Origin of the sequence: Gloeobacter violaceus PCC 7421 (assembly GCF_000011385.1) — a bacterium.
In the GTDB taxonomy this organism is placed as follows: domain Bacteria; phylum Cyanobacteriota; class Cyanobacteriia; order Gloeobacterales; family Gloeobacteraceae; genus Gloeobacter; species Gloeobacter violaceus.
In genome coordinates, this window is sequence record NC_005125.1 from 2,657,285 (window position 1) to 2,683,379 (window position 26,095).

Annotated in this window: 31 protein-coding genes and 1 tRNA gene; 15 read left to right on the forward strand and 17 right to left on the reverse strand. The window is 62.9% G+C overall.

Features of this window, described 5'->3' with window-relative positions; genetic code table 11:
- Window positions 1-60 precede the first annotated feature (60 nt).
- The 4 genes from GLL_RS12910 to GLL_RS12925 form a co-directional block, all read right to left on the reverse strand.
- Window positions 61-729 carry an SOS response-associated peptidase gene (locus GLL_RS12910; RefSeq protein WP_011142493.1) on the reverse strand — a complete coding sequence of 223 codons (669 nt, stop codon included), beginning with the start codon at window positions 727-729 and terminating at the stop codon, window positions 61-63.
- A gap of 119 nt (window positions 730-848) precedes the next feature.
- Window positions 849-2,159: a type III glutamate--ammonia ligase gene (glnT, locus tag GLL_RS12915; RefSeq protein ID WP_011142494.1), complete on the reverse strand. Its 1,311-nt coding sequence runs from the start codon at window positions 2,157-2,159 to the stop codon at window positions 849-851.
- Window positions 2,160-2,167: 8 nt separating this feature from the next.
- On the reverse strand, window positions 2,168-3,193 hold the full coding sequence (locus GLL_RS12920) for an alpha/beta fold hydrolase (protein WP_011142495.1): 1,026 nt from the start codon (window positions 3,191-3,193) through the stop codon (window positions 2,168-2,170).
- Window positions 3,190-4,158, reverse strand: a complete 969-nt coding sequence (locus GLL_RS12925; protein ID WP_164929030.1) for a fatty acid desaturase family protein — start codon at window positions 4,156-4,158, stop codon at window positions 3,190-3,192. Before GLL_RS12925 ends, GLL_RS12920 begins: the two co-directional genes overlap by 4 nt.
- A gap of 247 nt (window positions 4,159-4,405) precedes the next feature.
- Between GLL_RS12925 and GLL_RS12930 the strand changes: the two genes are divergently transcribed.
- From GLL_RS12930 to GLL_RS12940, 3 genes are all read left to right on the forward strand, one after another.
- Window positions 4,406-5,008, forward strand: a complete 603-nt coding sequence (locus tag GLL_RS12930; protein ID WP_011142497.1) for a cadmium resistance transporter — start codon at window positions 4,406-4,408, stop codon at window positions 5,006-5,008.
- Between the two features lie 181 nt (window positions 5,009-5,189).
- Window positions 5,190-5,528 (forward strand): hypothetical protein, encoded by a 339-nt coding sequence (locus GLL_RS12935; protein ID WP_011142498.1) that lies wholly within the window; start codon window positions 5,190-5,192, stop codon window positions 5,526-5,528.
- A gap of 176 nt (window positions 5,529-5,704) precedes the next feature.
- A complete protein-coding gene (locus GLL_RS12940) occupies window positions 5,705-5,989 on the forward strand; it encodes a hypothetical protein (RefSeq protein ID WP_164929031.1) in 285 nt (94 codons plus the stop codon).
- Between the two features lie 179 nt (window positions 5,990-6,168).
- On the opposite strand, the gene GLL_RS23275 is transcribed toward GLL_RS12940, so the two are convergent.
- Both GLL_RS23275 and gyrB read right to left on the reverse strand, forming a co-directional pair.
- Entirely contained in the window at window positions 6,169-6,537 is a 369-nt protein-coding gene (locus GLL_RS23275; protein ID WP_011142500.1) for a TetR/AcrR family transcriptional regulator, read from the reverse strand.
- A gap of 5 nt (window positions 6,538-6,542) precedes the next feature.
- On the reverse strand, window positions 6,543-8,477 hold the full coding sequence (gyrB, locus tag GLL_RS12950; RefSeq protein WP_011142501.1) for a DNA topoisomerase (ATP-hydrolyzing) subunit B: 1,935 nt from the start codon (window positions 8,475-8,477) through the stop codon (window positions 6,543-6,545).
- Between the two features lie 382 nt (window positions 8,478-8,859).
- On the opposite strand from gyrB, the gene GLL_RS12955 reads away from it, so the two are divergent.
- Window positions 8,860-9,615: a YebC/PmpR family DNA-binding transcriptional regulator gene (locus GLL_RS12955; protein WP_011142502.1), complete on the forward strand. Its 756-nt coding sequence runs from the start codon at window positions 8,860-8,862 to the stop codon at window positions 9,613-9,615.
- Window positions 9,616-9,803: 188 nt separating this feature from the next.
- Here GLL_RS12955 and GLL_RS12960 read toward each other — a convergent pair whose 3' ends face one another.
- Entirely contained in the window at window positions 9,804-11,117 is a 1,314-nt protein-coding gene (locus GLL_RS12960) for a DEAD/DEAH box helicase (RefSeq protein ID WP_011142503.1), read from the reverse strand.
- Between the two features lie 288 nt (window positions 11,118-11,405).
- Window positions 11,406-11,975 (reverse strand): hypothetical protein, encoded by a 570-nt coding sequence (locus GLL_RS12965; RefSeq protein WP_164929032.1) that lies wholly within the window; start codon window positions 11,973-11,975, stop codon window positions 11,406-11,408.
- Between the two features lie 209 nt (window positions 11,976-12,184).
- Between GLL_RS12965 and GLL_RS12970 the strand changes: the two genes are divergently transcribed.
- Entirely contained in the window at window positions 12,185-13,780 is a 1,596-nt protein-coding gene (locus tag GLL_RS12970) for a metallophosphoesterase (protein ID WP_011142505.1), read from the forward strand.
- Here GLL_RS12970 and GLL_RS12975 read toward each other — a convergent pair.
- The gene (locus GLL_RS12975; RefSeq protein WP_164929033.1) at window positions 13,768-14,268 is read right to left on the reverse strand and encodes a hypothetical protein; all 501 of its coding nucleotides are present in this window, start codon (window positions 14,266-14,268) and stop codon (window positions 13,768-13,770) included. The genes GLL_RS12970 and GLL_RS12975 overlap by 13 nt on opposite strands.
- A gap of 274 nt (window positions 14,269-14,542) precedes the next feature.
- On the reverse strand, window positions 14,543-15,007 hold the full coding sequence (locus tag GLL_RS12980) for a DUF3574 domain-containing protein (RefSeq protein WP_164929034.1): 465 nt from the start codon (window positions 15,005-15,007) through the stop codon (window positions 14,543-14,545).
- A gap of 254 nt (window positions 15,008-15,261) precedes the next feature.
- Between GLL_RS12980 and aroB the strand changes: the two genes are divergently transcribed.
- The 3 genes from aroB (at window position 15,262) to GLL_RS12995 (ending at window position 17,824) form a co-directional block, all read left to right on the forward strand.
- Window positions 15,262-16,347, forward strand: a complete 1,086-nt coding sequence (aroB, locus tag GLL_RS12985; protein ID WP_011142508.1) for a 3-dehydroquinate synthase — start codon at window positions 15,262-15,264, stop codon at window positions 16,345-16,347.
- Window positions 16,348-16,534: 187 nt separating this feature from the next.
- Window positions 16,535-17,269 (forward strand): serine O-acetyltransferase, encoded by a 735-nt coding sequence (gene cysE, locus GLL_RS12990; protein ID WP_011142509.1) that lies wholly within the window; start codon window positions 16,535-16,537, stop codon window positions 17,267-17,269.
- Window positions 17,270-17,338: 69 nt separating this feature from the next.
- The gene (locus GLL_RS12995) at window positions 17,339-17,824 is read left to right on the forward strand and encodes a DUF29 domain-containing protein (RefSeq protein ID WP_164929036.1); all 486 of its coding nucleotides are present in this window, start codon (window positions 17,339-17,341) and stop codon (window positions 17,822-17,824) included.
- On the opposite strand, the gene GLL_RS13000 is transcribed toward GLL_RS12995, so the two are convergent.
- Entirely contained in the window at window positions 17,761-18,213 is a 453-nt protein-coding gene (locus GLL_RS13000; protein ID WP_164929037.1) for a RidA family protein, read from the reverse strand. The genes GLL_RS12995 and GLL_RS13000 overlap by 64 nt on opposite strands.
- A 140-nt stretch (window positions 18,214-18,353) precedes the next feature.
- Here GLL_RS13000 and msrA point away from each other — a divergent pair, with 140 nt between their 5' ends.
- The 3 genes from msrA to yidD all read left to right on the forward strand — a co-directional run bounded on the left by msrA (window position 18,354) and on the right by yidD (window position 19,686).
- A complete protein-coding gene (gene msrA / locus GLL_RS13005) occupies window positions 18,354-19,019 on the forward strand; it encodes a peptide-methionine (S)-S-oxide reductase MsrA (protein ID WP_011142511.1) in 666 nt (221 codons plus the stop codon).
- A gap of 96 nt (window positions 19,020-19,115) precedes the next feature.
- Window positions 19,116-19,313 carry a hypothetical protein gene (locus GLL_RS13010; protein WP_164929038.1) on the forward strand — a complete coding sequence of 66 codons (198 nt, stop codon included), beginning with the start codon at window positions 19,116-19,118 and terminating at the stop codon, window positions 19,311-19,313.
- Between the two features lie 79 nt (window positions 19,314-19,392).
- Complete coding sequence (gene yidD, locus GLL_RS13015; protein ID WP_011142513.1) at window positions 19,393-19,686, forward strand: membrane protein insertion efficiency factor YidD; 294 nt, start codon at window positions 19,393-19,395, stop codon at window positions 19,684-19,686.
- Window positions 19,687-19,696: 10 nt separating this feature from the next.
- Here the strand turns inward: yidD and GLL_RS13020 are convergent, their stop codons facing one another.
- The 3 genes from GLL_RS13020 to GLL_RS13030 form a co-directional block, all read right to left on the reverse strand.
- Window positions 19,697-20,149, reverse strand: coding sequence for a hypothetical protein (locus tag GLL_RS13020; RefSeq protein WP_164929039.1), 453 nt, complete (start codon window positions 20,147-20,149; stop codon window positions 19,697-19,699).
- Window positions 20,150-20,321: 172 nt separating this feature from the next.
- A tRNA-Pro gene (locus GLL_RS13025) sits at window positions 20,322-20,395 on the reverse strand.
- A 14-nt stretch (window positions 20,396-20,409) separates the two neighbouring features.
- Window positions 20,410-21,513: a beta-ketoacyl-[acyl-carrier-protein] synthase family protein gene (locus GLL_RS13030; protein WP_011142515.1), complete on the reverse strand. Its 1,104-nt coding sequence runs from the start codon at window positions 21,511-21,513 to the stop codon at window positions 20,410-20,412.
- Window positions 21,514-21,552: 39 nt separating this feature from the next.
- Between GLL_RS13030 and GLL_RS13035 the strand changes: the two genes are divergently transcribed.
- Window positions 21,553-22,065 carry a DUF2808 domain-containing protein gene (locus GLL_RS13035; protein ID WP_164929040.1) on the forward strand — a complete coding sequence of 171 codons (513 nt, stop codon included), beginning with the start codon at window positions 21,553-21,555 and terminating at the stop codon, window positions 22,063-22,065.
- On the opposite strand, the gene GLL_RS13040 is transcribed toward GLL_RS13035, so the two are convergent.
- On the reverse strand, window positions 22,058-22,384 hold the full coding sequence (locus GLL_RS13040; protein WP_011142517.1) for a hypothetical protein: 327 nt from the start codon (window positions 22,382-22,384) through the stop codon (window positions 22,058-22,060). The two genes, GLL_RS13035 and GLL_RS13040, sit on opposite strands and share 8 nt — an antisense overlap.
- Before the next feature lie 115 nt (window positions 22,385-22,499).
- On the opposite strand from GLL_RS13040, the gene GLL_RS13045 reads away from it, so the two are divergent.
- The gene (locus tag GLL_RS13045) at window positions 22,500-22,745 is read left to right on the forward strand and encodes a DUF7219 family protein (protein ID WP_011142518.1); all 246 of its coding nucleotides are present in this window, start codon (window positions 22,500-22,502) and stop codon (window positions 22,743-22,745) included.
- A 9-nt stretch (window positions 22,746-22,754) separates the two neighbouring features.
- Here GLL_RS13045 and GLL_RS13050 read toward each other — a convergent pair whose 3' ends face one another.
- Together GLL_RS13050 and GLL_RS13055 are read right to left on the reverse strand one after the other, a co-directional pair.
- The gene (locus tag GLL_RS13050) at window positions 22,755-23,063 is read right to left on the reverse strand and encodes a hypothetical protein (protein WP_164929041.1); all 309 of its coding nucleotides are present in this window, start codon (window positions 23,061-23,063) and stop codon (window positions 22,755-22,757) included.
- 31 nt (window positions 23,064-23,094) lie between these two features.
- Window positions 23,095-24,864, reverse strand: coding sequence for a proline--tRNA ligase (locus GLL_RS13055; RefSeq protein WP_011142520.1), 1,770 nt, complete (start codon window positions 24,862-24,864; stop codon window positions 23,095-23,097).
- 114 nt (window positions 24,865-24,978) lie between these two features.
- Between GLL_RS13055 and GLL_RS13060 the strand changes: the two genes are divergently transcribed.
- Window positions 24,979-25,575: an arsinothricin resistance N-acetyltransferase ArsN1 family B gene (locus tag GLL_RS13060; RefSeq protein ID WP_164929042.1), complete on the forward strand. Its 597-nt coding sequence runs from the start codon at window positions 24,979-24,981 to the stop codon at window positions 25,573-25,575.
- Between the two features lie 178 nt (window positions 25,576-25,753).
- Window positions 25,754-26,077, forward strand: a complete 324-nt coding sequence (locus tag GLL_RS13065) for a hypothetical protein (protein ID WP_164929043.1) — start codon at window positions 25,754-25,756, stop codon at window positions 26,075-26,077.
- Window positions 26,078-26,095: the final 18 nt, after the last annotated feature.

Below are 26,095 nucleotides of genomic sequence, written 5' to 3' on the forward strand. Positions count from 1 at the left end.
TATTCGATCCTCGCCCCAATCGGATGGATTTGTCTTCCACCTGGAGATGGAAACTGGCCTTCAGTCCACAGGCTCGACGCAGCGGGGATCGTCATAGGCAGGGTTACCCACCCGGATATCAACCGGGTGGGAGTGCATGGCCTCGGGCGGGTAAGGCCGCAGCAGCGACAGCAGCGCATCCGCCTGGTGCAGGCTGGGATCGAGCCAGCGCTCGTAATCGTCCGGTGCCAGAATCACCGGCATGCGCTCGTGAATAGGCGCCAGCACAGCGTTGGCTGCGGTGGTGATAATCGTGCAGGTCTCGACGGTTGGGCCTTCGCCCGGCTCCCACCGCTCCCATAGACCGGCGAAGGCAAAAGGGCGGGCATCCCGCAGGCGCAGGTAGAACGGTTGCTTTTTGCCGTCCTGGCGCTGCCACTCGTAAAACCCGTCGGCCACCACCAGGCACCGGCGGGCTTTGAAGGCGGCGCGAAACGAAGGCTTTTCAGCCAGGGTCTCGGCGCGGGCGTTGATAAGCCGGTTGCCGATGGCTGGATCTTTTGACCAGGAGGGAATCAGTCCCCAGCGCAGGAAAACCGCCTCGCGACGGGTGGCTTCTCCAGCACGCACTGCACAGACCGGCTGGCTGGGAGCGATGTTGTAGCGGGGCGTCAGTGGGGGCGCCTCCGGCAGTTCAAAGACCGCGGCCACTGCCTCGGGCGAAGCGGCGAGGGTAAATCTTCCACACATCTATCTATTTTCGCCCGGCCGGTTGTTGGTGTCACCCGCCGGCGGAGCGCGCAACTTTTTTGAGGCCGGACTGTGGGGGGCCAATCTCGCCGGTTCGGGGCAGCATCCTGGCATTTGCGCTAGCAATCGAGGGTATGTTCCAGTTCCCAAGGAGTGACACGGGCGCAGTAATCCTGCCATTCGCGGTGTTTGAGCTTCAAGTAAGACGCGACAAAATCCGCACCCATCGCTTCGGACAAAACGGTGTCGCTCTCCAGGGCGCGCAGGGCGTCGAGCAGGTTGGCCGGCAGGGGTTTGGCGCTCTCCGGGGGCAGAGGGTTGGTGTAGCTGTTGTTGTCACGGCGCGGGCCGGCATCGCGCTGGTGGGCGATGCCGTCGAGGCCCACGGCGGTGAGGGCGGCGGGCAGCAAGTAGGGGTTGGCCGCTCCGTCGGCCAGGCGCAACTCGAAGCGGCCCGGTTCGGGGATGCGGATGGCGTGGGTGCGGTTGTTGCCGCTGTAGCTGATGGTGTTGGGCGACCAGGTGGCGCCGGAGGCGGTAATGGGAGCGTTGATGCGTTTGTAGGAATTGACGGTCGGATTGGCAAAGGCGCACAGCGCCTCCGCCGAATGCTGCACACCGCCGATAAAGTGATAGGCGAGCGGCGAGAGGCCCAGTTCTCCCCGGGGATCGTCGAAGCGGTTGACCTTGCCCTCGCTGTCCCAGACCGAGAGGTGGGTGTGGCAGCCGTTGCCGGTGAGGTGCATAAACGGTTTGGGCATAAAAGTAGCCCGCAGGCTGTGCTTCTCGGCAACGGTTTTCACCATGTACTTGAAAAAGGCGTGGCGATCGGCGGTCACCAGCGCGTCGGCGTAGGTCCAGTTCATCTCGAACTGGCCGTTGGCATCCTCGTGGTCGTTCTGATAGGCACCCCACCCAAGGGCGTTCATGGCGTCGCAAATCTCCGAGATCACCGCGTAGCGGCGCATCAGCGCCTGCTGGTCGTAGCAGGGTTTGCTCTGAAAATCACGGGAGTCGGCAATCTGCACCTCGTCCGCCGCCAGCAGAAAATACTCGCACTCGACACCCGTACGGACGCGATAACCTAGCTCCAGGGCCAGTTTCAGCACCCGCTTGAGCACCAGCCTCGGAGTCTGGGCGATCGCCGTGCCTTCGGGGGTGAACAGGTCCGCCGGCATCCAGGCCACCTCCGGCTGCCAGGGCAGTTGGAACACAGAGCCTGCATCGGGATGGGCGAACATGTCCGGGTCGGCGGGGCTCATGTCCATCCAGGCGGCGAAGCCCGCGAACCCCGCACCACTGGCGGCTATCGCGTCGATGGCCTGGGTCGGCACCAGTTTGGCCCGCTGGGTGCCGAACAAGTCGGTAAAAGAGATCAAAAAGTACCGGATGCCCTTTTCGCGGGCAAGCTCTGAAAGTGGAACAGTCATGGCGGCCCTCACAGCGCAGGTCGATCGAGCAGTTCCCGAACGGCGGCACGGATAAAGGCGGCGTCTTCGGGATTTTGATAGGGATTGCCGGCGCGGTGGCCCCAGATCGAGGGGATGGGCCGGTACTCGGCGTCGGGGATGCGTGCCGCCTCCACCGCACAATCTTCGGGCGTGAAGTACAGGTCCGTGGCACCGGGCATCACGAGCGTGCGCGCCCGGATCGCGGCAAGTGCCCCGCAGTAGTCGCCCCGGTAAATTGGGTTATCGCCCACATCGCAGCGCAGCCAGGTGTCGATCATCGCTATCAAGTCGTGCGGGTTGCGCTTGCGGTAGTTTGCTTCCCAGCCACGCTGCAAATAGTCTTCGAGCGAGTCGTAGCCAAGTTTGTAGTAAAGTCCTTCGCGATAGAACGCCTGGGAGGCCGCCCAACTGGCGTAGATGCGGGCAAAGGCGCGGTAGCCGCGCTCGGGTATGCCGTCGAATCCGCTTCCCGTCCAGGCCGGATCGGCAGTGAGCGCCGCGCGCAAACTCTCTAGAAACACCCGGTTGTGATCGGTGGTGCGCGCCGTGCCGCACAAGGCGGCAATCCGCTCGACGCGCTCAGGGTAGAGTGCTCCCCAGTGGTAGGCCTGCTGGGCGCCCATCGACCAGCCGTAGACCATCGCCAGCCGCTCGATACCAAAAACCTCGATCAATAGTCGCTCTTGGGCGCGGACATTGTCGAAATGGGTAAACCAGAATCGTTGTTCGGCAAGGGCGCATTTCTCGCAGTTGCTGGGCGATGTGGATAGCCCGTTGCCGAACATATTGACCACGATCACGAAGTAGCGCCGCGGGTCGAGGATGCGGTCGGGGTGGATGAGCCAGTCGATGTCGGCGTGCCGCGCGCCGTAGGAGGTGGGGTAGAGAACGGCGTTGTCGCGCCCGCGCGCCAGTTCGCCGTGGGTCTGGTAGACCAGTTGGGCGCGGGTGAGGACCGTTCCGCACTGCAGGGCAAAGTTTTCGAGGGCAAAAGCTTCGGCAGAGCGGGTCATCCGAGCCTGGCGACGATGTCGCGGTTGACTTTGACATAGCCTGCCGCGAGGTGGGCGAAGTGGGGGCGCAGCTTTTGGTGGGCAACGGGCAGGGCGTGGAATGGGATCGAGGCGTGCAGGTGGTGCTCGGTGTGGAAGGGCATGTTCCACATCAAAAAACGCACCGGCCAGATGGTGATCGTGGTGCGGGTGTTGGTGAGCGGGTTGTCGTCGCTGCTGCAGCCGGTGTGCTCCGCCAGCAGGATCGCCCGCAAAATCGGCTGACCGACCGCGAGGGGCAAAAGCCAGTAGAGCCAAAACCAGGGCTGACCCGCTGCGAGCGAAAGCGCAATCGCCCCGGCATAAACGAGCAGTTGCAGCCGCACCGAGCGGATCACCCCGGTGCGGGCATCCTCGGGAATAAACGGGCAACCGTCCAGGCGGCCCGCCGCCACCCGAAAGTGCCCGCGCAATTTGCCCATCCACCAACTCAGGCCGCTAATTTCGACCAGGTATCCACCCAGGTTGCTGGGCTTCGGATCGTCCAGTTCGGGATCTTTGCCGGGAATCTGGGTATAGCGGTGGTGCCACTTGTGGTAGCGACGGTAGAAGGTGCTGTTGTAAAAAGACAGCAATCCGGCGAACCAGGCAACGGCATCGTTGGTGCGGTTGCTCGCAAAGGCCGTGCGGTGAACGCACTCGTGCAGCGGCGCGAACATCGAAGCGAGGCCGAACCCATACACCACCAGCGCTGGTACAGCCACAGGCCAGTTGCCGATCTGGCTCGCCCAGAGCGAGCCGCTCGCACCGAGCACCGCCAGATGCCCGAACAGTTGCACCCAGCCCTTGCTGTCGCGGCGCACGCTGAGGGCGCCCAGATCCTGGGCCAACAGAAGCCGATCGGGCCTGAAGCCGCCGGAAGCGGTCCGGGCCGCCAGTTCCGGCTCCCCCGCCGTTCTTCTTATGAAACCGTCACCGTTTGACATCGCACACCGAGGACCCACTACCGAGATCCACACAGCCTTATTATCCTTCGTACTGGTATACGATTACGATTCGCGCAGTTTTGTAGCCGGGACTACGGTCTTGCCGTCAGCAGTGCAACAGCTTGGTCGTTCGTGCTGCCGCCGTCGGCGGCGGTTGCCAGGTGGTGTCGTCGGGACGGTACACTGGGCGAGTCGCCGAGATGCAACCGTATAACTTGTCCCCGGCAAAAGCCACGGGAGGTTCAACTTGCCGCAGCAGGAAGTTCTGCTTACCATTGCCCTGGCGGGCACCGCTTTCGCGTCCACCAGCACCGACAATTTTTTGTTGCTGATTGGCTTTTTCGGGCAGCCGGGCTGCTCCCGGGCCCAGGTGCTGGCCGGGTATCTGGCGGCGGTCGCGGGTGTGCTGATTGCCGCCAAGGGTTTGTCCCTGGTTTCGGAACTGGCTGTTGCCAACTACCTCGGTTGGCTGGGAATGGTTCCTTTGGGATTGGGGATCTACCAGTTCACGCAGATTTTTCGCAAACCGGCCGTTGACGACGGGGCGGCTCCGGTGCCGGATGGCCGGGCAAAATGGCCGGCTGTCGGACTGGTGATGCTGGCCAACAGCGGCGACACCCTCGCCGTCCTCACCGCCTTTTTGGCGGACACCAAACCCGAACTGGACTGGATCGTGATTCTGGCTGTACTCGCTGTGGCCGCAGCAGAGGGTGGATTGGCAATACGCCTGGTGGCGATCGATTTTTTGCGGCCGATCTTCACTGCTTTTTCCCGCTATGTTCTGCCTTTTTTGTTGATGGGTATCGGCATCTATATCCTGCTAAATTCGCCCACCGACACTCTGACTTAAAATCCACGAAATTTTCCACAATCGGTGCACTCGGAGCAAATATCCAGAGAGATAGATTGTTGCAGCCATTTTTGATACATACACCGGCGGCTTTCTTCTAACCCTGGGGGGGCGTTCCTGGCCGTGCGGGAGGTGCTACCCGCCATGGTGGCCCAAGGGCAGGGCACGATCTTGTGCACTGGTGCCACTGCAGGACTACGGGGCGGAGCACGCTTCGCCGGTCTGGCGGTGGGCAATCGGCCGCTTCGGGCCGAGCTTGTTACGCCAGAACGGGGGAACCCACCTGCGCAAAGTGGGCTCCATGGTCTCGCTCTGCGGCACCATGGAGGTGCTGCCGAACATCTCTAAAAAAGATCCGGGTCGTGGGCAAAGTGTGGACTCCCGGTTCGGGGTCAACGTGACGATGAACATCTCCCGGCGCTTTGCGATCGCCCCAGAAGGCAGGCACTTCTTTGTGGCGGTCGGCACGCCCGCCTCGCCGCAGGAACCGGCGAATCCGCGGCCGCCCGGCTGCCGGTGATGCGCGGCGCAACACAGCGCTCGGCCGCATCACCGGGCAGAAACGACCGCAAGCGGTCGAGCACCACGAGGTTTGCCGGGCCGCACCCGGCGGTGGCGGCGTACCTCCGCCTCTCGCGATGCACGGTCCCCTTAATTCGTCGGCCTGCCCCGCAGGGCCGCCCTGGAGAAAATCGGATGAATAGGCAAACGATCGTCGACGCCCTCAACGAGATGCTCGAAGACTGCGCCTGCAGAACGGAGGTGCACATCAAGGCAGGTGACAGGTGCTTCTTGCTCCATCGAGACCGGGGAGGGCTCACCTGCATTGCCATCGAGCAGACCCGCCCCCAGTCCGACTCCGGGAGCGTTCGCCATCTCTGCTCGCCAGCGGAGGTCGGCCAATTTTTAAACACGGTGTTGAAGGAGAGCGCCAATGTCGCGATCGACTACAACGGCACCGGGTTGGACCGGCTTCAATAGGCGCCGGCCGACCGGTGCACCCCAATGGCCCGCGCTCTGGCGCAACGAGCCGGGTCGGCATGGCCTCAAATCCCTATGGGACAAGATATCGTGTCTTTCGGATACAACCGGCGGTGCCGCATTGCCAGTCCGCCGACGTCCGAGTCCACCACCCGCTACATCGCTGCCGCCCCGGGTTTCTACGCGCTCTGCCCCACCGGGAGCAAGAACTGCCGGGAGCAGTCCTTGCACAGCAACCGTTGCATGAACCCCTCGAAACCCAACTCCTCGAGGGGCAGGGCGCCCAACCGTGCCCAAGCGATGTGTACCCGCTCGATGTGTCGCTGTTCCAGGGCCTTAAAGAGAGCCCGCTTGTCGGGGAAAAACTGGTAGAGCGAACCGACGGCGGTCTCGGCGCGCTCCGCGATGCCGTGGGTGGTGGCCGCCTCGTAGCCCACCTCGGCGAACACCTCGGTGGCGGCCGGCAAAATCCGCTCGACGCGCTGTCGACCGCGCTCCTGTTTCGGGGTGCGGCGCACCTGGCCGGCGGGGTCTGATCCACTTGACACCGAACCTAAATGTCCAGGTCGGCCATCTGCAGCCGTGGACCGTAGGTCTCGATAAATTCGCGTCTGGGTTCGACGCGGTCGCCCATCAGGATGTTGAAGACGCGGTCGGCCTCGGCGGCGTCCTCGATGGTCACTTGCCTGAGGGTGCGCGTCTCGGGGTTCATCGTCGTCTCCCAGAGCTGATCCGCCTGCATCTCGCCTAGACCCTTAAAGCGCTGGAGCTCATACTTTTGGTTCTCGCGCAGACCGCGAAGGATCGCCTCTTTTTCCTGTTCGGAGTAGCAGTAGCGCACGTCGATATTGCGGCCACCGCCGATCGAAATTTTGTACAACGGCGGCTGGGCGATGTAAATGTAGCCCTGCTCGACCAAGTCGCGTTTGTAGCGGTAGAAGAACGTGAGCAGCAACGTGCGGATGTGGGCGCCGTCGACGTCTGCGTCGGTCATGATAATGATGCGATGGTATCTGAGCCGACCGACATCGAATTCTTCGGTTTTGAGGCCGAGGCCGAGACCGGTGATCATCGCCTGGATCTCGTTGTTGCCGTAAATCTTTCGGTCGTCGGCTCTTTCGATATTGAGGATTTTGCCCCGCAGCGGCAAAATCGCCTGGAATCGCCGATCCCGCCCTTGCTTGGCGCTCCCGCCCGCCGAATCTCCTTCTACTAGAAAGACTTCCGATTCTGCGGGGTCGCGGCTCTGGCAGTCGGCGAGTTTGCCGGGGAGGGTGGACGATTCGAGGGCCGATTTGCGGCGGACCAGGTCGCGCGCTTTGCGGGCCGCTTCCTCGGCCTGCATCGACTGCAGAGCCTTTTCGAGGATGGAAGCCACCACATCCGGGTGAAATTCGAGGTATTCGGTGAGTTTCTCGGAAATCACGCCGTCGACGATGCCGCGCACCTCGGGGTTGCCGAGTTTGGTCTTGGTCTGGCCTTCAAATTCGGGGTTGGGGACTTTGACGCTCAACACGGCGGTCAGCCCCTCCCGCACGTGCTCGCCGGTGAGGTTCTTGTCACCGTCTTTGAGCTTGTTGGCCTTGCGGGCGAAGCTGTTGAAGGTGCGGGTGAGGACGGCTTTAAGACCTTCGAGGTGGGTGCCGCCGTCGATGGTGCGGATGTTGTTGGCAAAACCCAGCACGTTGTCGTTATAGACGTCGGTGCTCCACTGTAGGGCGCACTCGACGCTTACCCCGTCGCGCTCCTGGTTGATAAAGATGATATCGGGGTGCAAAGCAGCCTTCTCGCGGGTCATGTACTTGACGTACTCGCGGATGCCGCCTTCGTAGATATAGCTTTCGGTGCGCTCGGTCTCACCGCGCAAATCGCTGAAGCGAAATTCGACCCCCGCGTTCAAAAAGGCCAGTTCGCGAAAGCGACTCAAGAGCGTGTCGAAATCAAAATCGACGCCGGTGGTAAAAATTTCGGGATCGGGCAAGAACGAAATCATCGTGCCGCGACGCTTCTGGGAGTCGGAACTCACCGCAAGACCGCCCTCGGGAATGCCGCGATGGAAGCGTTGAATGTACTGCTTGCCCTCGCGCCAGATCGTCGCGGTGAGGATGGTCGACAGGGCATTGACCACCGCCGCGCCGACGCCGTGCAGACCACCCGAGACTTTGTAGCCGCCGCCGCCGAACTTGCCGCCGGCACCGAGCACCGTAAGTACCGTCTCAATGGTGGATTTGCCCGTGCGCGGGTGGGTGTCGGTCGGTATGCCGCGCCCGTCGTCGGTGATCGTGGCGGAGCCGTCGGCGCCCAGGCTGATGGCGATGTGCTTGCAGTGACCGGCAAGAGCCTCGTCGACGGAGTTATCGACGATTTCGTAAACTAGGTGATGCAGACCGCGCGGTCCCGTGGAGCCGATGTACATGCCCGGGCGCTTGCGGACATGCTCCAGGCCTTCGAGAACCTGAATCTGCTCCGCTCCATAGGTTTCGGTCATTCGTCGTGCGCTCCTTCGCGCCAGCTAGCGTATCGCCCACGGTCGTTAGTGCCGCTATGCCCAAAGGCGCGTCAAAACGGGGCGAGGTCAGATCACGCATCAAGTGTAGCACAAAGCGCTTGCAGCGGCTTCTGGTCCTTTCTGAAGCCGCATTTGCAGAGCAGTTGGGATCACTTATAAAATGGACCCCTGTCCACGCAAAACCGCCCTCGGTCCGCCGGCGCAAATCGCCGGGACGGACCTGTCGGACAGCTTGCTTGGGGAAGCGTGCGGGGTGCCATGGTTTTCTTAGGGATTGCTGTCGGGGGACGCAATGCGCTTCCGGCTGGGGCGGCGATTTTGCTGTGATAGATTCGACCAGAATCAGCAAGCGGCGCAGATCATGGCAGGGCATAGCAAGTGGGCGCAGATCAAGCGCCAGAAAGCCAAAAACGACGTGGCCAAAGGGGCGATGTTCGCCCGCCTCTCCCGCGAAATCATCGTCGCCACGCGCCTGGGCGGCCCCGACCCGGCGGGAAATTTTCGGTTGCGCCTGGCCATCGAGCAGGCCAAGGCGGCGAGTTTGCCGGGGGAGAACATCCAGCGGGCCATCGACAAAGGCAGTGGCGCCATCGAGGGCGACAACTTCGAAGAGATCCGCTACGAGGGCTACGGCCCGGCGGGGGTGGCGATTTTGATCGAAGCGCAGACCGACAACCGCAACCGGACAGTGGCGGATCTGCGGGCGGTCTTCAGCCGCAACGGCGGCAATCTCGGCGAAACCGGCTGCGTGGGTTGGATGTTTCAGCAGCGGGGCGTGGCGGTCCTCGAAGGGCCGGTGCGCGAGGAGGAACTCATCGAGGCGGCCCTCGACGGCGGCGCCCTGGGCTACGAAATTGATCCGCAGGGCCAGGGGGTAGAGGTCACCTGCGAAGCTGCGGATCTCGAAGCGCTCACCGACGCCCTCAAGGGGGCCGGCTTTCGGCTGGCTGCGGCCGAGGTGCGTTGGGTACCCGACAACAACATCGAGCTCGCCGATCCGGACGTGGCCCGCCAGGTGCTCACCCTGCTTGAGAAGCTCGAAAGCCTGGACGACGTGCAGCGAGTGAGCGCCAATCATCTGGTCGAAGACGCGGTGCTGGAGTCAATCTACGCCTGATGGGGCCGCTGGGCGGGTCGGTCCGTTTACCCCGGCAACCGGGGCAAGGTTGAATGAGTGGTGGAAGCATCGGGCGGCCCCAAGCGGCTACGGAACAATCTATCCGATTGCCCAAACGCGCACCAGCCGACAATCACCCCGGCACGCCGAACCGCCGCCGGGGCCAGGGTTTACAAGCAGACTGCGCCTCAGCCGCTCCCGGTACTGCCGGGCCGCTGCTGAGCGAGCTTGAGGAACGTGGCGGCAATATCGCCCAAGTCGAATTCCTCGCGCAACTGTCCCACGACCTCGCGGTAAAGTACGAGGCTCGGATCACTCTCGTCCGCCTGCAACTGCCTGCGCAACTGCTCGACGAGGCGTTCGGTGCGCCGCACCTGGATTTCTCCCGCTGAGGGAATCTTGGCTGGAACGAGCGTCGAGCCGGTCGCCCGTTCAATCAGCCGCAACCGATAGCGGTCGGTGGGCAGAGCGAAGCTGATCGCCACCCCGGTGCGCCCCGCCCGGCCGGTGCGGCCGATGCGGTGGATGTACGATTCGCCGTCCTGGGGCATGTCGTAGTTGATGACGTGGCTGAGATCGGCGATATCGAGGCCGCGGGCGGCAACGTCGGTCGCCACCACCACGTTGAGCTGCTGGCGGCGAAAGCGCCCCAGCACCGCCTCGCGCGCACTCTGATTGAGATCCCCGTGCAGGGCCTCGGCGCGGTGACCGTCGTCCTGCAGTTGTTCGGCCAGTTCGTCCGCCGCCTGTTTGGTGCGGGTAAAAATCAAGGCCGAGGCCGGATCTTCGGCCGCGAGCACGCGGGTTAGAGCCTGGGCGCGGTTTTTGAAGTTGACGAAGTAGACCCGCTGGGCGATGGCCGGGGTGTCGCGCTCCTCGGCGGGCATGGTGAGCGTCATCGGCGTGCGCAGGTGGCGGGCGGCAAGTTTGCGGATACTCGCAGGCAGTGTGGCTGAGAAGAAGACCAGTTGCCGCTCTGGGGGAGCCGCATCAAGAATGGTCTGGACTTCCTCGATAAAGCCCATATCCAGCATCTGGTCGGCTTCGTCGAGCACCAGCGTGCGCAATGCGCTCAGATCGAGACTGCCGCGCCGCATCAGATCGAGCACCCGCCCGGGGGTGCCCACCACGATCTGTGCACCGGCGCGCAGACGACGCATCTGGCGATCGATGGGCTGGCCGCCGTAGATGGGCAGCACCCGCACGCCCGAATGCTTGCTGTAGGTATGAATGGCCTCACACACCTGCACGGCCAGTTCGCGCGTGGGGGCAAGCACCAACGCCTGCACCCGGGCGTCCTGCGGGTCTGAACGGTCGACCAGCGGCAGGCCGAAAGCCGCCGTCTTGCCGGTGCCGGTCTGGGCCTGGGCGAGCAGGTCGCGGCCGTCCAGCAAAAAGGGGATGCTCTTCAGTTGAATCGGAGTCGGCTGCTCGAAACCGAGTTCGTCGAGCGCCTTCACCACGGACTCGCTGAGCCCGAGTGCCGAAAATGCAGTGGCCATGGAGATCTCCTGGTAGGTGACAAGGAGAAGACCTGCAAATCCATGGCCGGAAACTTTTTCTGCCGCCCGGGCCTGTGACCGGTGGGCGAGCGTGAGGCCCAGCGGTCTTGCGACCGGCAGAAGTTCAAAAGCTTCAGAGCGTTCGAGCGCTCGTCCGGGGATTCGACCCGCTTCTCTGCTTCATGTTAGTTAATACGGAGGGGGAACGTCAAATCTGAGTCCAGGCGGAACGGCAACTCCCGAGTTAGCGCCGGATTCATTTGCTTCTGCAGTCACAACCATCCCCGCTCAATGACTACCCGCGAAAGCCGCCGCGAGGATGAACAGGTCTGCACCGAACATCAGCACCACGCACACCAGCAGCGCCAGGTACATCCACGGTTGGGCGAGGGGTTTGACGCGGCTGGTATCCAGGCCGGTGCGCGCTTCGAGGATGCGCAAAAAACGGGCGAATCCGGCGATGCGCATCGGCAGCAAGTAGCGATCCCCGCGCCCATTGACCAGATAGTGGACCCGGCCGCCCTGGCTGGTGGGCGCGGAGCGGATTTCGCGCACTTCCTCCCAGGCCATCCGCCAGGAGCGGCCGACAAAACCCGGTACCCAGCGGGCGTAGCGCACCGCTACGCCATACCCGTCGGTGAGGACGCGCTGAGAAAGGGCGGCAGCCAGGGCCACGCACCCGGCGGCGATCCCGGCCAAGGTCACCCAGAGCGGCACAGGCGATCCCAGCCTCACCTGCAAAAAGGGCAGCGGCAGCACCAGGCTCACCAGCAGCCCGAACAGGGTATAGCGGATGAGGGGCGAGATGCGAAAAGTGGCCTCGACTGGAAAGGTGGACGGCTGGGTGCTTGCGGACATGGCGCTCTGTAAACTTTCTTTCCAGGATACCGGCCCCATCCCTGCCTGCTATCGGCGCTGTGCCGGGTGGGGGGATGAAAGAGCGCAAAATTTCGTCATACTGATTGGGGGGCCTGCGACCTCACCCGGCGGGTAGAGCGCCGGTGGCAAGCGGCATGCTTGGCTTGAAGATAGTGGCCGAATAGTGAAGTAGACGCGAGGGGGCAGGCGTGGATTTTGTCATCGACCCACCGATCGCCGATAAGATCGCCCGGATGAAAAAGCGGGTGCAGTGGCAAGGGGCGCCGATTCGCGGGCGCGGGATCGACCAGACCGCCCTGGTGCTCGACGATGGGCAGCCGGAGGAACCGGAATTCTCGTTTCTGGTGGTGGGCGACAGCGGTTCCGGCCCGCACCGCGGCCACAACCCCCAGCGCCAGATCGCCGAGCAGATGCTCACCCAGCGCGAGGACTGCCGCTTTGTCCTGCACACGGGCGATGTGATGTACCTGGTGGGCTCCGACGAGTACTACCCCAAAAATTTCATCCAGCCCTACCGCGAATTTCTGGTGGGGGGCGAGCGGCCCGAGCAGATTGCTTACGACCGGATGGTCTTCAACCAGCCCTTTTTGCCCATCCCCGGCAACCACGACTATTACGATCTGCCCTTTTTCTACGGCCTGGTAGCCCAGACGATGCTGCCGCTGCGCCAACTGCTCGGCTTCAAACTCGACCTGGATGTGGGCTGGCGCGGCTCCGACCAGGGCAAAGTTTACGCCAAGGCGTTTCTCGATTACCTCAAAGCCTTCGAGAGCGACGCCGAATTGGGGCGCCACCTCGACCGCCACTACACCGCCCGCACCGCTACCGGGCGCTGCCTGCGCTACCGGCCGGGGGCCTTCACGCGGCTGCCCAACCGCTACTACACCTTTCGGGCGGGGGGCATCGACTTTTTCGCCCTCGACTCCAACACCTTCAACGCGCCCACGCCGCTCGCTTCGAGTGACGAAGGCGAGGCTTCCCGCCGGGATCTCGAGCACCAGCGCGCCGAACTCGAAATCCAGAAGCAGCAGATGCTCGAGATGTCCGACAACCTGGAGCCCGACGAGGAGGAGGCTTCCGAGCAGCTCGAGGAGTTGCGCACCAAAATCGAGCAGCTCGAAGAGATGAAGATGGACCTCGACAAGCAACTGCACTGCGACCCGAGTACGGTCACCGATTTTGAGCAGCTCGAATGGCTCACCGAGCGGCTGGCGGCCTCCTGGAACGATCCGTCGGTGCGCGGCCGGGTGATCTATATGCACCACCCGCCCTACGTCACCGAGGCCACCAAGTGGCAGCAGGCCCAGACCCTCGCCGTGCGCCGCCGCCTGCGCCGGGTGCTCGACGCGGTGCACCGGCAGGTGGGGGAGCGTGCGAAGGGGCGCCCCCTGGTCGATGCCATCTTCACCGGCCACGCCCACTGCCTGGAGCACCTGCGCACGGCGGACACCGGCCACGCCGATGCCCACCTCGACATTGTGATCTGCGGCGGCAGCGGCTTCAGCCTGCGCCGCCAGCGCCCGGAAGGCCCGGTGCTCACCGAGGAATTTGGAGACCAGAGCCGCGAAGTGGCCCGCTCGCAGCTTTTTGTCGGCCGCGACGGAGTGGGCGGCCACAAGCGCCGTCCCTACTCGTTTTTGCGCGTCGATGTCGAAGGGGGCACCCCGCCCCGCCTGGTCGTGCGGCCCTTTATCGCCGAGCAATACCTGGGCCGCTGGATGAGCGACAAGCTCGCACCGTTCGACCTCGGCCGGGCCGGGGACCGCAGTGTTCAGGGCAGATAGCCCCTGGCTAGAGGGCGGATCTCGCCCTTTTTGAGCGCCGTTTTCAGCTGGGCCAGATCGTCAACATTGCTGCGGGTGAGCCCTCCGCCCACGAGCCTGGCTACGTTTGCTGCAAGGGAGTAGACCAGGATATTGTTCACCGTTCCCTTGACACCGTAGGCGTAGCGCTCGTAGACCACGACGCAGTAATCCGGCGAGATCCCGGCAAAGATCAGACGGCGCTGGGGCACCATGGGGTCGTCATCGTCCGCCTTTTGCAATTTCTGTCCCGGATTGGCCAGTTGCAGACTTGCCTGGCGCAACAGATTGGCCATCTGAACCTGGACCGCCTCGGGGATCTCTTTGACGGTCCTGACCACCAGAAAGCGCTCGGTCTCGACCAGATTGTCCCTGGCCTGCCGGGTCAGCGTCGGTACCGCGGCCAGGCCGGGTAAGGCCAGGAACAGCCAAACAAAAGACGCAGATACAATCTTTTTCCAGTAACTCATGGTTCGGTTGCGACGACGTTCTGTCCTGCCAGAACAGACTACGGCAAAGCGCGAGGGGATATGTGCATCAATGCCGACAAATTTTTCAATGCAATCGATCCGCTTTGGGCCGGTGGGTTCAAACTTGCTCTTGGCACAATTGCCCGAGAAACACCTCCGCGGCTGTAATGCGATAGCGCCGGGCATTCAAAACGGTGCGCACCATCTGGGAGCCTTCTTTGTCGGACAGCAGCTGCCGGATGCAGCCGCCGTCCTCAGCGCGGAACCGCCGCGATCAAAACGACAGGCAGGATTGCTCGTCCGTGCGCAGTACGGATTGTTGCTGGAAGGAGTCTTTGTAGGCTTCCCGGACCTGATTGACCTTTGCACTGCTTTCGCGGCTGAAGGGATAAAGCAGGATCAACAGCTTCGATCCTTCTTCGATGATGGTTCCAGTGGAATCTTTGAATTGCCCTTGGCCTGTGAGCAAAGTCAGTCCATCGGGGAACAGGGGCGTCACCACGGTGTCGACAAAGCCTTGAAACTCCGCCTCACTCACCTGTGAACCGTCTGATTTGGACAAACCAAAAAATAGTTCAGTTCTGAAAAACAATTCGCCACCGAGTTGTTCCTGACAAAAACCGGATGCGCTGGAGGCTTCATTCTGTTGAGCGGATGCCTGGGGTGTCGATACGCTGTGCAAAAGCAGCCCGGCAGCCAGAGTGATGCTCGCCGCGATTAAGCGCACGTTGCATTTCATGAATATGCTCCTGTTGATAACTTTCGCCATTGCGGGTAAAGATGGGGCTCAGCAAGCCCTACCGTTCGCCGCGAAATAGCTACAGTAATTACTCCACACACCGTTCAACGGATCGCGGCGGTTTCTGTAAACTATCCGCCGATTTTGGTGGCTTCGGTACCTAGCGCAACTAGGCTGGAACATTGACGGAACCCCGCCCGGCGCTACACTCGAGTGGCTCCCGATTCGCCCGCGCCGCTGAACAGGCCGCCCGTATGATCCGCATCCCTGTTGCCCTGCCCATGGACAGTTACGACATCTGCATCGACGAGGGCGGTCTTGAGCGCCTCGGCGAGTACCTGGCCGAACTGGGCAAAGTGAACCGGGCGCTGGTGGTGAGCAATCCCGTGGTTTTGCGCCATTACGGCGCCCGGGTGGTACGCTCCTTGAACGCCGCTGGCTTCGAGACGGCAAGCGTCACCGTCCCGGCAGGCGAGCGCCACAAGCACCTGCGCTCGGTGGAGCGCATTTATCAAGCAGCCCTCGAACACCGCCTGGAGCGCTCGTCGCTCATCGTCGCTTTGGGCGGCGGGGTGGTGGGCGACATGGCGGGCTTCGCGGCCAGCACCTGGCTGCGGGGCATCCGGGTGGCCCAGGTGCCGACGACGTTGCTGGCGATGGTGGACGCTGCCATCGGCGGCAAGACGGGGGTGAACCACCCCCTGGGCAAGAACTTGATCGGCACCTTCCACCAGCCCTGCCTGGTGCTCATCGACCCGCAGGTGCTGGGGACACTGCCGCCGCGCGAGACGCGCGCCGCCATGGCCGAGGTGATCAAATACGGGGTGATCTGGGACGGGGACTTATTTAAGCGGCTGGAGCAATTGCCCAGCCTGCAACGCCCGGACGCGCGCACCCTCACCACGCTGCTGGTGCGCTCCTGCCAGGCCAAAGCCGAGGTGGTCGTGCGCGACGAGCGCGAAGGCGGTCTGCGCGCCATCCTCAACTACGGCCACACCGTCGGCCACGCCCTCGAAAGTGCCACCGGTTACCGCCGCTATCTGCACGGCGAAGGGGTCGCCCTCGGTATGGCGGCGGCGGGCCGGGTGGCAGTGGCGCTCGATCTCTGGAGCCCCGAGGAGCTTCGCCGCCAGGAGGCGTTGATTATCAAAGCCCGCCTGCCGGTGCGCTGGAAGAGCGACATCGCCAGCGAGGCGCTGCTGTTGCGCATGCAATCGGACAAAAAAGTCGAGGCGGGCAAGGTGCGCTTCGTGTTGCCGGAAGCGATCGGTCGCGTCCACACCGGGGTCGAGGTGCCCACAGAGGTGCTGCGCAGGGTGCTCGACACCCTGCGCGGTTGAGGGTGCAGCGGCACCCCTACCGGCCCAAAATGCATTGGCCCGGACAATGGCATTGGCCGGGCCACGGCTCAATATGGCCGACACCAGGGCGCCTGCGGCGGATTGCCGCTCGGGGAGGGCGCGAAAAACATCGTCTATCGGGCTGTTAAGATGGTGTAGCACTGGGCGCCGTTACTTTTACACGACTGTGTACAAAACCCTGGCAAGCGTCGTCGCTACCATCCGGGAAGACTTCCAGGCCGCCTTCGAGAAAGACCCGGCCGCGCGTTCGTGGTTTGAAGTGCTGACTTGTTATCCGGGTCTGCACGCCGTCGCCGTCCACCGCTTCGCCCATCTTCTGTACGCCCGCCGCTGGTTCTGGCCGGCGCGCTTTTTATCGCACATCGCCCGCTGGCTGACCGGCGTCGAGATTCATCCGGGGGCCACCATCGGCGCGGGCATCTTCATCGACCACGGCATGGGCGTGGTGATTGGTGAAACCGCCATCATCGGCCGCGACGCGCTGATCTACCAGGGCGTCACCATCGGCGGCACCGGCAAACAAAAGGGCAAGCGCCACCCCACCCTAGGCGACAACGTCGTGGTCGGCGCCGGGGCAAAAGTTTTGGGAAATATCGAAATCGGCAACAACACCCGCATCGGGGCCGGGTCGGTGGTACTGCGCACGGTGCCCAGCGACTGCACGGTGGTGGGTGTACCCGGCCGGGTGGTCTATCAGGACGGCGAGCGCATCGATCCGCTCGCCCACGGCCAGGTGCCCGACCCACTCGCCGATGTGATCCGCTCGCTGGTCCGCCGCATCGACGAACTCGAAAGCGAAGTGCAACAGTTGCGCACCGACAAAACCGGGAAACCGGCAGCTCCGAGTTGCGCCATCGAGGCGCGCTTGCTCGAAGACTTTTTGCACGGCCCGGGGATCTAGCCACCGGGTCGTACCGTTCAGACTGATGCGGTTAGGCTGGTGGCAACCAGTCCACGGCGAGGCAATACGGTGCGGGCGAAGATTGGCAGCGATAGACCCGAGCGACCGAAAAGCTTGTATGAGGCCGATTTTCATGCCTGGACCGCCCAGCAGGCTGCTGCGATCAGAGCGCGCCAGTGGGAGCGGTTGGATATTGAAAACCTGGCTGAGGAGATCGAGTCGTTGGGGCGGGCGGAGCGGCGAGAACTGGAAAGCCGGTTGGCCATCCTGGTTGGGCATCTTCTCAAATGGCAGTTCCAGAGCGGGCGGCGCAGCAACTCCTGGCAGGCGACCATCGATGAGCAACGAAGACAGATATCGCGGCGGCTGGCTGCCCAACCGAGTTTGAAGGCGCATCTTGTCGAGGCGTTTCAAGAAGGCCGGCAAGCGGGTCTGCGATTGGCTGTTCAGCAGACGGACTTGCCCTACGGCCATTTTCCCGTGGAATGTCCCTACTCCCTCGAAGAAGCGCTTGATCCTGGGTTTTTCCCCGGGACGCAGTCCGATCCGTCCTGATCTTCGCCGATCCAGGCGTCCGCTTCGATTTCGACGATCATCACCGGGTCGATGAGGCGGCGAATTTCAACCATCGTGGAAGCAGGCCGGATCTGGCCAAACACTTCGCCGTGGGCGCGGCCGACCGCCTCCCACTGCTCAATGTCCGTCACGTAGATGCGGGTGCGCACGATGTCGGTGAGGCTGCTTCCGGCGCGCAGCAGGGCCAGCTCGATATTCTTGAGTACCTGGAGGGTCTGGGCATAGGCGTCGCCTTCCCCGACCACCCGGCCTACGGCGTCGGTGGCCGTGGTCCCCGAGACCCACACCTGCCGCCCGACGCGCACGGTCCGCGAGTAGCCGACGATCGGTTCCCAGGGTGAGCCCGACGCCAGATTTTCGCGTTGCATGAGCCGGTACCCTCCTTCAGAACTTTAACCACCAGCACGGCCGCACCGCCTGGCCAAGGAGACACCCAGGCCAGGCGCTAAAATTGTAAAAGAACAGCAATAAACATTAGCCCACGACCGGGCTGCGGAGAGTTTCCATCATGGGGTTATTCAATAAACAAGTCCAGATGCCGACGACGGCGCAGGCTCTGCCCGGACGCGCGCAGAGGATGCCGGTGAGCGTTCCTCACCACGTCAACGGCCGTCCCCTCCAGCCGCCCTTCCCCCAGGGAACAGAACAGGCCATGTTCGGCATGGGCTGCTTCTGGGGAGCCGAACGCGTGTTCTGGCAAGCCGAAGGCGTCTACACGACGGCGGTCGGTTACGCCGCCGGGTTGACCCCCAACCCGACCTATCGGGAAGTCTGCAGCGGCATGACCGGCCACAACGAAGTTGTCCTGGTCGTCTTCGATCCCAGGGTGATTTCCTACGAGCGTCTGCTGCAAATCTTTTGGGAGAACCACGACCCGACCCAGGGCATGCGCCAGGGCAACGACGCGGGTACCCAGTACCGCTCCGGAATCTACTGCTCTACCCCCGAGCAAAAGCAAATCGCCGAAGCGTCCCGCGCAGCCTATCAACAGCGCCTCACCGCCGCGGGCCTGGGCCGGATCACCACCGAGGTCCTCGACGCGCCGGAGTTCTATTACGCCGAGGATTACCACCAGCAATACCTCTCCAAGAACCCCGGCGGCTACTGCGGCCTGGGCGGCACCGGGGTCGCCTGCCCGGTGGGTGCGCTCGAATCCCGGCCCACCGCCCCGTAGGCAAACGCTAAAGCTCCCAGTTAGACTGATGATCCCCATCCTGCCCGCGGGGTGGGGATTGCTTTTGGTTTTCGCTTGCGTGCACCGGAGGTCGGCATGTTCAGTCCCTATGCCTATTACGGCAACGATATCTACAAAGAACGCTCCAATGTGGTGAGCATGGCCTATCTCTGCCGGACCGCCTCCGAAGCCTCCCGCTTCGCCAAGTTGCGCAACGACCTCTGCGCCCCCGACAGCCGGGGCTTCGGGGCGGCCTGTTTACTGGAATACGCCGTGCGTTTGCCCGGCCGGTAGCCCGTTCTCTGTCTGGGGAGGCGTCCACGCAGACGGTCGGGTGCACGAAGATTGACCCGCAATCCCAGGGAGACAAAAGATGATCAGCACAGCTGTGGACGTTTCTGCCCGCCGGTTGGCCATCGGCCTGATCGATGTTTATCGCCAAAGACTGTCCGCGCACAAAGGCTTTGCCTGCCCCCACCGGCTTTTGTACGGCGAATCGTGTTCTGGGCGCATCCGGCGCGCCTTTACCGACCAAAATCTGCTCGCGGCTGTGCAGAGCGCTGCGGCGCAGTTTGGCGACTGCTCCAGGGCGAGTGCGGTGTTGCGAGAACGCAACCGCCGGGGCAACGTCCGATGTATCGTCATCCCTTGCTGTTTTCCCATCTGAGGCGAAGGGTTCAGGCGGTCATCCGCCCGGTCCACACCCAGAGCCGCTCTCCGAGCAAGATGGCGATCGAAGCGAACAGCGGCACCATCAGCAGCAGCATTGGAAAGGTCGAGGGCGTATAGCTCGTCCAGCGAAAGATAGACCACTCGCTCAAAAACACCGTTTGGGAAGTGTGGGTGTAGATCCAGCACACCCCGGCCAGGTAAGCAAATTGGGCGAGTACGACCGACAGGATCGCCAGGCGCACCATCGCAATTGCCAACCACAGGATGCGTCCGAGCCGTTCGCGGTTGACGGCGACCCGGGCTTGGTAGGCGGCGATGGGTACCGGAACCGATGTGTCCTCTTGCGGTGGACAGGCCACCCACACTCCGCCCTCGCGGTGCAATCCATTCCAGCCGTGCTCCTCGCACCACGCCCGGATATTGCGCCTTTGCCATTCTTCGAGCGACTCTCGACCCATCGGCACCGCTCCTGGGGTACCCGCATTGTTCACTATCAGAATGCTTTAGCTCGGTCCAAACGGCAACATTTTTAGCTCTGCACAACCATCACAAATCGTGATTCGCTCTCGGTGCAGGCTGCTGTCGAGGAAATACACAGAAAAACCCGCTGTTGATGCGGGTTTTAAAATATCGGGACGGCGGGATTTGAACCCACGACCCCTACTACCCCAAAGTAGTGCGCTACCAAGCTGCGCTACGTCCCGGGCTTTTCGCTTTCCTAGCCTAACGTGCGGCGTGGTGAAGGGCAAGCTTCCAGCAGAAGTGCCGTGTTCTGGCCGCCGAAGCCGAGGCTGTGGAGCATGAGGGTGGTCACGGAGGTCCGGAAGGCTTCGCGTACAAAGGCCAGCGGGGCGAGCGGGTCGGTGAGCCCGGCGATCGGGGGCAACTGCCCAGTTTGCAATGCCAGGCAGGCGAGGGCCGCCTCCATGGCGCTGCTTGCTCCCAGGCTGTGGCCGAGACTCCCCTTGCAGGCGATGACCGGTGTACCAGGGGCGTAGAGCCGGGCGATCACGGCGGCTTCGACAGGGTCGCCCGCCGCCGTGCCGGTGCCGTGGGCGTGGACAGCCCCCACGCTCAGCCCCGGAGCTTGCTTTCTGCAGCGCTCGACGGCGCGCGCGAGCCCTTCGCCCTCGGGGTGCGGGGCGGTGGGGTGAAAGGCGTCGCAGGTGGCGGAAAAACCCCGGATGCGGGTGTAGGGCCGTCCGTGGGCGACTTCTTCAGCTTCGAGTACGAGTACCGACGCTCCCTCGGCGAGCACAAAGCCGCTATGACACCGGTCGAAGGGCAGACAGGCGTCGCGGGCCAGAGCACCGGCCCGACGAAAACCCGCTAGGTTGAGCGGGGTGATGGCGGCGTCGGCGGCGCCCACGAGCACCCGATCGCACAGGCCCCAACGGATCCAGCGGTAGCCTGTGCCGATCGCCCAGGCCCCCGAGGCGCAGGCGCATGAGAGCGCCGCGAGGGGGCCTTGCGTACCTGCCAGGGCCGCCACGGCGTGCGCCGGGGCGTCGAGGCCAATCAAGGGGCCGGTGCGACCGTTTTCCCAATCTGCCTGCAGTCCACGACTGGAGCCGATGGCGACCCCAAAATCGAACGCCTCACGGCTGCCCGCATCGGCGAGTGCTTCGCGGGCAGCCTGCTGTACCAAGGCCACAACCCGACCCGTCTCGGCCTGCACAGTCCCGGCACGGCCAACCGGCTCGCCAGGTTCATAGCCGCGCTCGCCCGCCAGCAGTCGCTTCCAGGTGGTGCGCGCCTCGCCTCCCAGACAAGAAACGATCCCCAGACCGGTGATCACCACGGAACGTTCCAGAGCAAGCATGCCAGAATACGTCAATAAACGTTCGGAGTGGACGGATCGATGCAAAGCAAGTGGTGGTCTTTGTTTGCTCTTATCCTGGCATGCCAGGCGACGCCGGTTCTGGCCCAGGGCGGTTTCGTGCTGTTCGGCGGCGAGCGCGACGCCAATTACAACCTCAGCTACTCGATGATCAACAACCGCTCGAAGGTGCGCTTCAATATGCTGGACCTGATGTTCAGGCCCCAGAACGTGGCGATTGCCGAGTTGCAGTTGACCTATCCCCACCCCTACGACAACAGCTTCGATCTGAACAATATCCAGGTGCTCAACGACCTCACCAAACAGGCCTTCGAGGTCGAAAAAATCGAGCAGGACCAGCTCGACAGCCAGGCGCGGGTGATGACGATCATCCTCAAGCAGCCCATCCCTGCAGAAACACCCCTGCGCATCCGAATGCAGAACTTTACCAATCCCCGCGCGGGCGGCACCTACAAGATCCTGGCGCGCTACTTGGGCACCGAGCCCAACCCTCTTTACCGCTTCGCCGGCAGCTGGTTTATCTCGTTCAATTAGGCGGCGGCGGCGAACTGTTGCCTTCGCTGGGTGGGTGGCGGGGCGGGCGCTGGGGTCGAAGTTTGGTTTTGCCAATATTGTTGCGGTCGAACTCAACCACCCGCAGTTTGTCCTGGGGGGTGGACAGGTATCCCGAAGGCGCGTTCCAGGTGTCGCTCAGCATCCAGGAGACCGGGCGGCTCGACCGGGGCGGGCGCTCGATAAACGGGTCGCCCTTGGAGGTCAGCTCCTGGATGTCTTCGCCGGTGGCTACCGAGTAAGCAAGCGCTTCTTCGAGAGTGCGAAATTTGAGATCGCCGCACTTAAAGTAGGTATACACGAGAGTATAAAGTCGTTTGCACCGCTCTCATCTTAGCTTCCCTCCCCCAAGCTGAAGCGGATGTTTCGCTGCGGAGCGTGGGGGATATTCTAGAGGAGCACTCTGGAAGCAACCCATGCCCAGCAAAGATGAGTTCTTGGACCCCCATGCGTCTTTTCGGGGTGAAGCGACCCTGGGGAACATCATCTTCAACTCCAATTTGCAGGAGTTCGCCAACCGCGTCTCGCTTATCTGTGCTCTCGAAACCGGCGGCAAAATCAGCGCCGACGAAGCCTACGACGAAATTCGCTCCCTCTGGAAAAAGCTCAAGTCTTCCAAAGAAAGTCTGCTCGACAACCCGCCCCTACCGTCGGAAGAGTGAAGAAGGCAACTACCAGGAACTGCCGCCCCCGCCGCTAATTTCCACCGTCAGCCGCCACCAGACAAAGCCGGCCAGAGCCAAAATAAATGGAATTGTAAAGCCATAGGCACCGGCAGCCGGGATGCCGAATATCTGCAGGCCGCTTGCCATCATGGCGATGAACCCGGCGCACATCGCCAGATAGGGCACCAGCAAGTCCGGAAAGTTCAGCTTTTCCTCCCTCAGCCAGGCCTGTTTGATCATCTCCTGCAGGGCTGCTCCTGCCGTGAGCACGGCGAGAAACCCTCCCAGGATCAAAAAATACGAAGGTACCAGCATCACAGCGCTCCAGACGGGTGGCTCGTTTACGCTAGCGCGAGTGCTGGGCCGAGTTCAACCGCTCGATAAGCCCCTTGATCTGGGCAAGCGCTTCGGCTAAGGGCACTTTTTCCGCCGCGCCGCCGCCGCGCACTTTGATTTCTACCAGACCGGCTTCGAGGTCGCGGCCGAGGGTGACCCGGAGGGGAATACCGATGAGATCGGCGTCTTTGAATTTGACGCCGGCCCGCTCCGGCCGGTCGTCGAGCAACGTGTCGATCCCCGCCGCGGTGAGGGACCGATAGAGTTCCTCGGCGGCCTGGCGCTGCGCTTCGACAGCGACGTTTGCCGGCACCAGCACGACCTGGTAGGGAGCGATGGCGATGGGCCAGAGGATCCCGTCGTTGTCGTGGGACTGCTCGACCACCGCCGCGGGCAGCCGCGAGACCCCGACCCCGTAGCAACCCATCAGAGCCGGCTGCAGTTCGCCCGCCTCGTCGGCGAAGAGTACCTGCATCGGCCGCGAGTACTTGGTGCCGAGCTTAAAAATATGGCCCAACTCGACGCCCCGGGCACTCTGCAGGGTCGCCTCCGGTGCCAGGTGGCAGTGGTCCCCCGCCTGGGCAGTGTCGAGGTCCGCCACCTCGGGTAGCACCAATCCGTTCTCGCCCCAGTTGGCCCAGACGCACTGCACGTCGTCCTGGTTGCAGCCGGTGGAAAAATCGGTCAGCCCGTCCACCGAGCGGTCGGCCAGGCGAATCACCCCGGCAATCGGCGCGTCGGGGCCGACAAATCCCGGTTTTACCTCTACCCAGGCGGCCAGTTCCGCTTCGTCGGCAAGGCGCACGTCCAGGCAGTCGAGGCGGTTTTTGAGCTTGGTCTCGTTGATGTGCCGGTCGCCGCGGATCGAGACGAGCACCGGACGGGGATCGGCCTCGGCGTAGAGGGCGACGTAGACGATATTTTTGACGATCCGGCTTATCGGCACCCCGAGCATCGCCGCCTGCTGCTCGACGGTGCGGATGCCGGGGGTGGATTTGACGGCGTAGCTGCCGGGGCCGATCGCTTCTGGGTCGCTCACCAGGGAGACGGCCTTCTCGACGTTGGCCGCGTAGCCCGCCGCGTCGCAGTAGAGGATCGTATCCTCGCCGATGTCGCACAGCGCCATAAATTCGTGCGACCCGGAACCGCCGATGGCCCCGGAGTCGGCTTCCACTGCCCGAAAATCGAGCCCGCAGCGGCGAAACATATTCGTATAGGCGCGGTACATCGCCCGGTAGGTTTCATCGAGGCTCTCGGGCGTGGCATGGAAGGAGTAACCGTCCTTCATGATAAATTCGCGCCCGCGCATCAACCCGAAGCGGGGCCGCTTCTCGTTGCGAAACTTCGTCTGCACCTGATAGAGGTGAAAGGGCAGCTGCTTATAAGAATTGAGGCTCGCACGCACAAAGTCGCAGACAGCTTCTTCGTGGGTGGGACCGAGGCCATACTCGCGGGCCTGCTCGCCCTGGCCGTCCTTGAGGGTAAACATCGTGCCGTCCTGGGTATAGACGGTCCAGCGCCCGGATTCCTTCCAGATTTCTGCAGGCTGCAACTGACAGAACAGCGCCTCCTGGGCACCCGTGGCATCCATCTCCTCGCGCACGATGCGGCCGACTTTTTGGAGCACGCGCTGCATGAGCGGCCCGTAAGCGTACAGGCCCGCCGTACCCGCCAAGGGCCGGATGAACCCCGCGCGCAACAACAACTTGTGGCTGACGGCGACGGCTTCGGCGGGCGCCTCGCGCAGGGTGAAAAAGAAGCTCGAACTGAGGCGGGTCATGGCGGGCTCGGTCAATCAGTTTTTCTATCTTAGGATGGGGTCCATCTGTAATACATTGTAGGCTGATGTTACATGTGGAGGAGGTTTGGTTGTGCTGAGCACTGCAATCGCTCGATGAAGACCACTATCCGGCTGGCTGACGGAACCGACGCGCAGGCGGTTCTGGACATATACACTCCATTTGTGAGTGGCAGCCCCGTCACCTTTGAGGTGCAGCCGCCGTCGGCGGCTGAGATGCAGCGGCGCATCGGGAGCACTATCGAGCGCTACCCGTGGCTGGTGTGTGCGAGCGCAAACCGGGTGCTCGGGTATGCCTATGCAAGCGAACACCGTGCCCGCGCCGCCTACGGCTGGTCGGTCGATTGCTCGGTCTATATCGACCCGCACCACAGTCGGCGGGGGATGGCTCGGGGACTTTATACTTCTTTGTTTGCCCTGTTGAGATTGCAGGGGTTCTTCAACGTTTTCGCGGGGATCACTCTGCCTAACGCCGCCAGCGTCGGTCTGCACGAGGCGATGGGGTTCGAGGCGGTGGGCACCTACCGCGCGGTGGGCCACAAACTGGGCGCCTGGCACGACGTCGGTTGGTGGCAGTTGCCCCTGCAAGCACCGCTGTGCGATCCGCCCTCGCCTATCCCGTTCGCGCATTCGGCACGGAACGACAGTTGGGATGCGGCCGTGCGGTCGGGCATCGCCATATTAAAAATATAAATTAATTTCTCAAAGCCTCCATTCAAAAAAAGGGAGGGTGGAACCGGCCACTCTGTCCAAGGAGTGAGGACGGGCGCACGTAGCTTTGAAAGACTGTGCAGGGCGCGGAGCAGCCGAGATTTTTGTGTTCCACGCGACCTGTCTCAGCAAACGTTATCCAACTGTAAAGGAGTCAACCGTGGCCGATTCAACGCAAATTGCCGAAAACCTGGACAAAACCATCGCCGCCCTCCAGCAGGGCTTAACGGCCATTCCTCCGGAACAGGCCGTCGTCGTCATCGATACCTGGCAGCAGCAATTGCAGGGAACCGATCTAGCCGAGGATCTGGGGCAACTGAAAGCGGCCCTGACCAGTGGCGATGTCACGGGTGAGTCGCTCAAGGCTGTCCTTACCGATCTGGGCGAGGACACCGGCGAGGTGGCCGCCGACGCCGGCGGCGAAGTGGCGACCAAGCTGCAGCAACTGTCGAAACTGCTGACCCAGGCGGGTGGCTCGCTGTAGAGCCTTGGAAGGCAATCG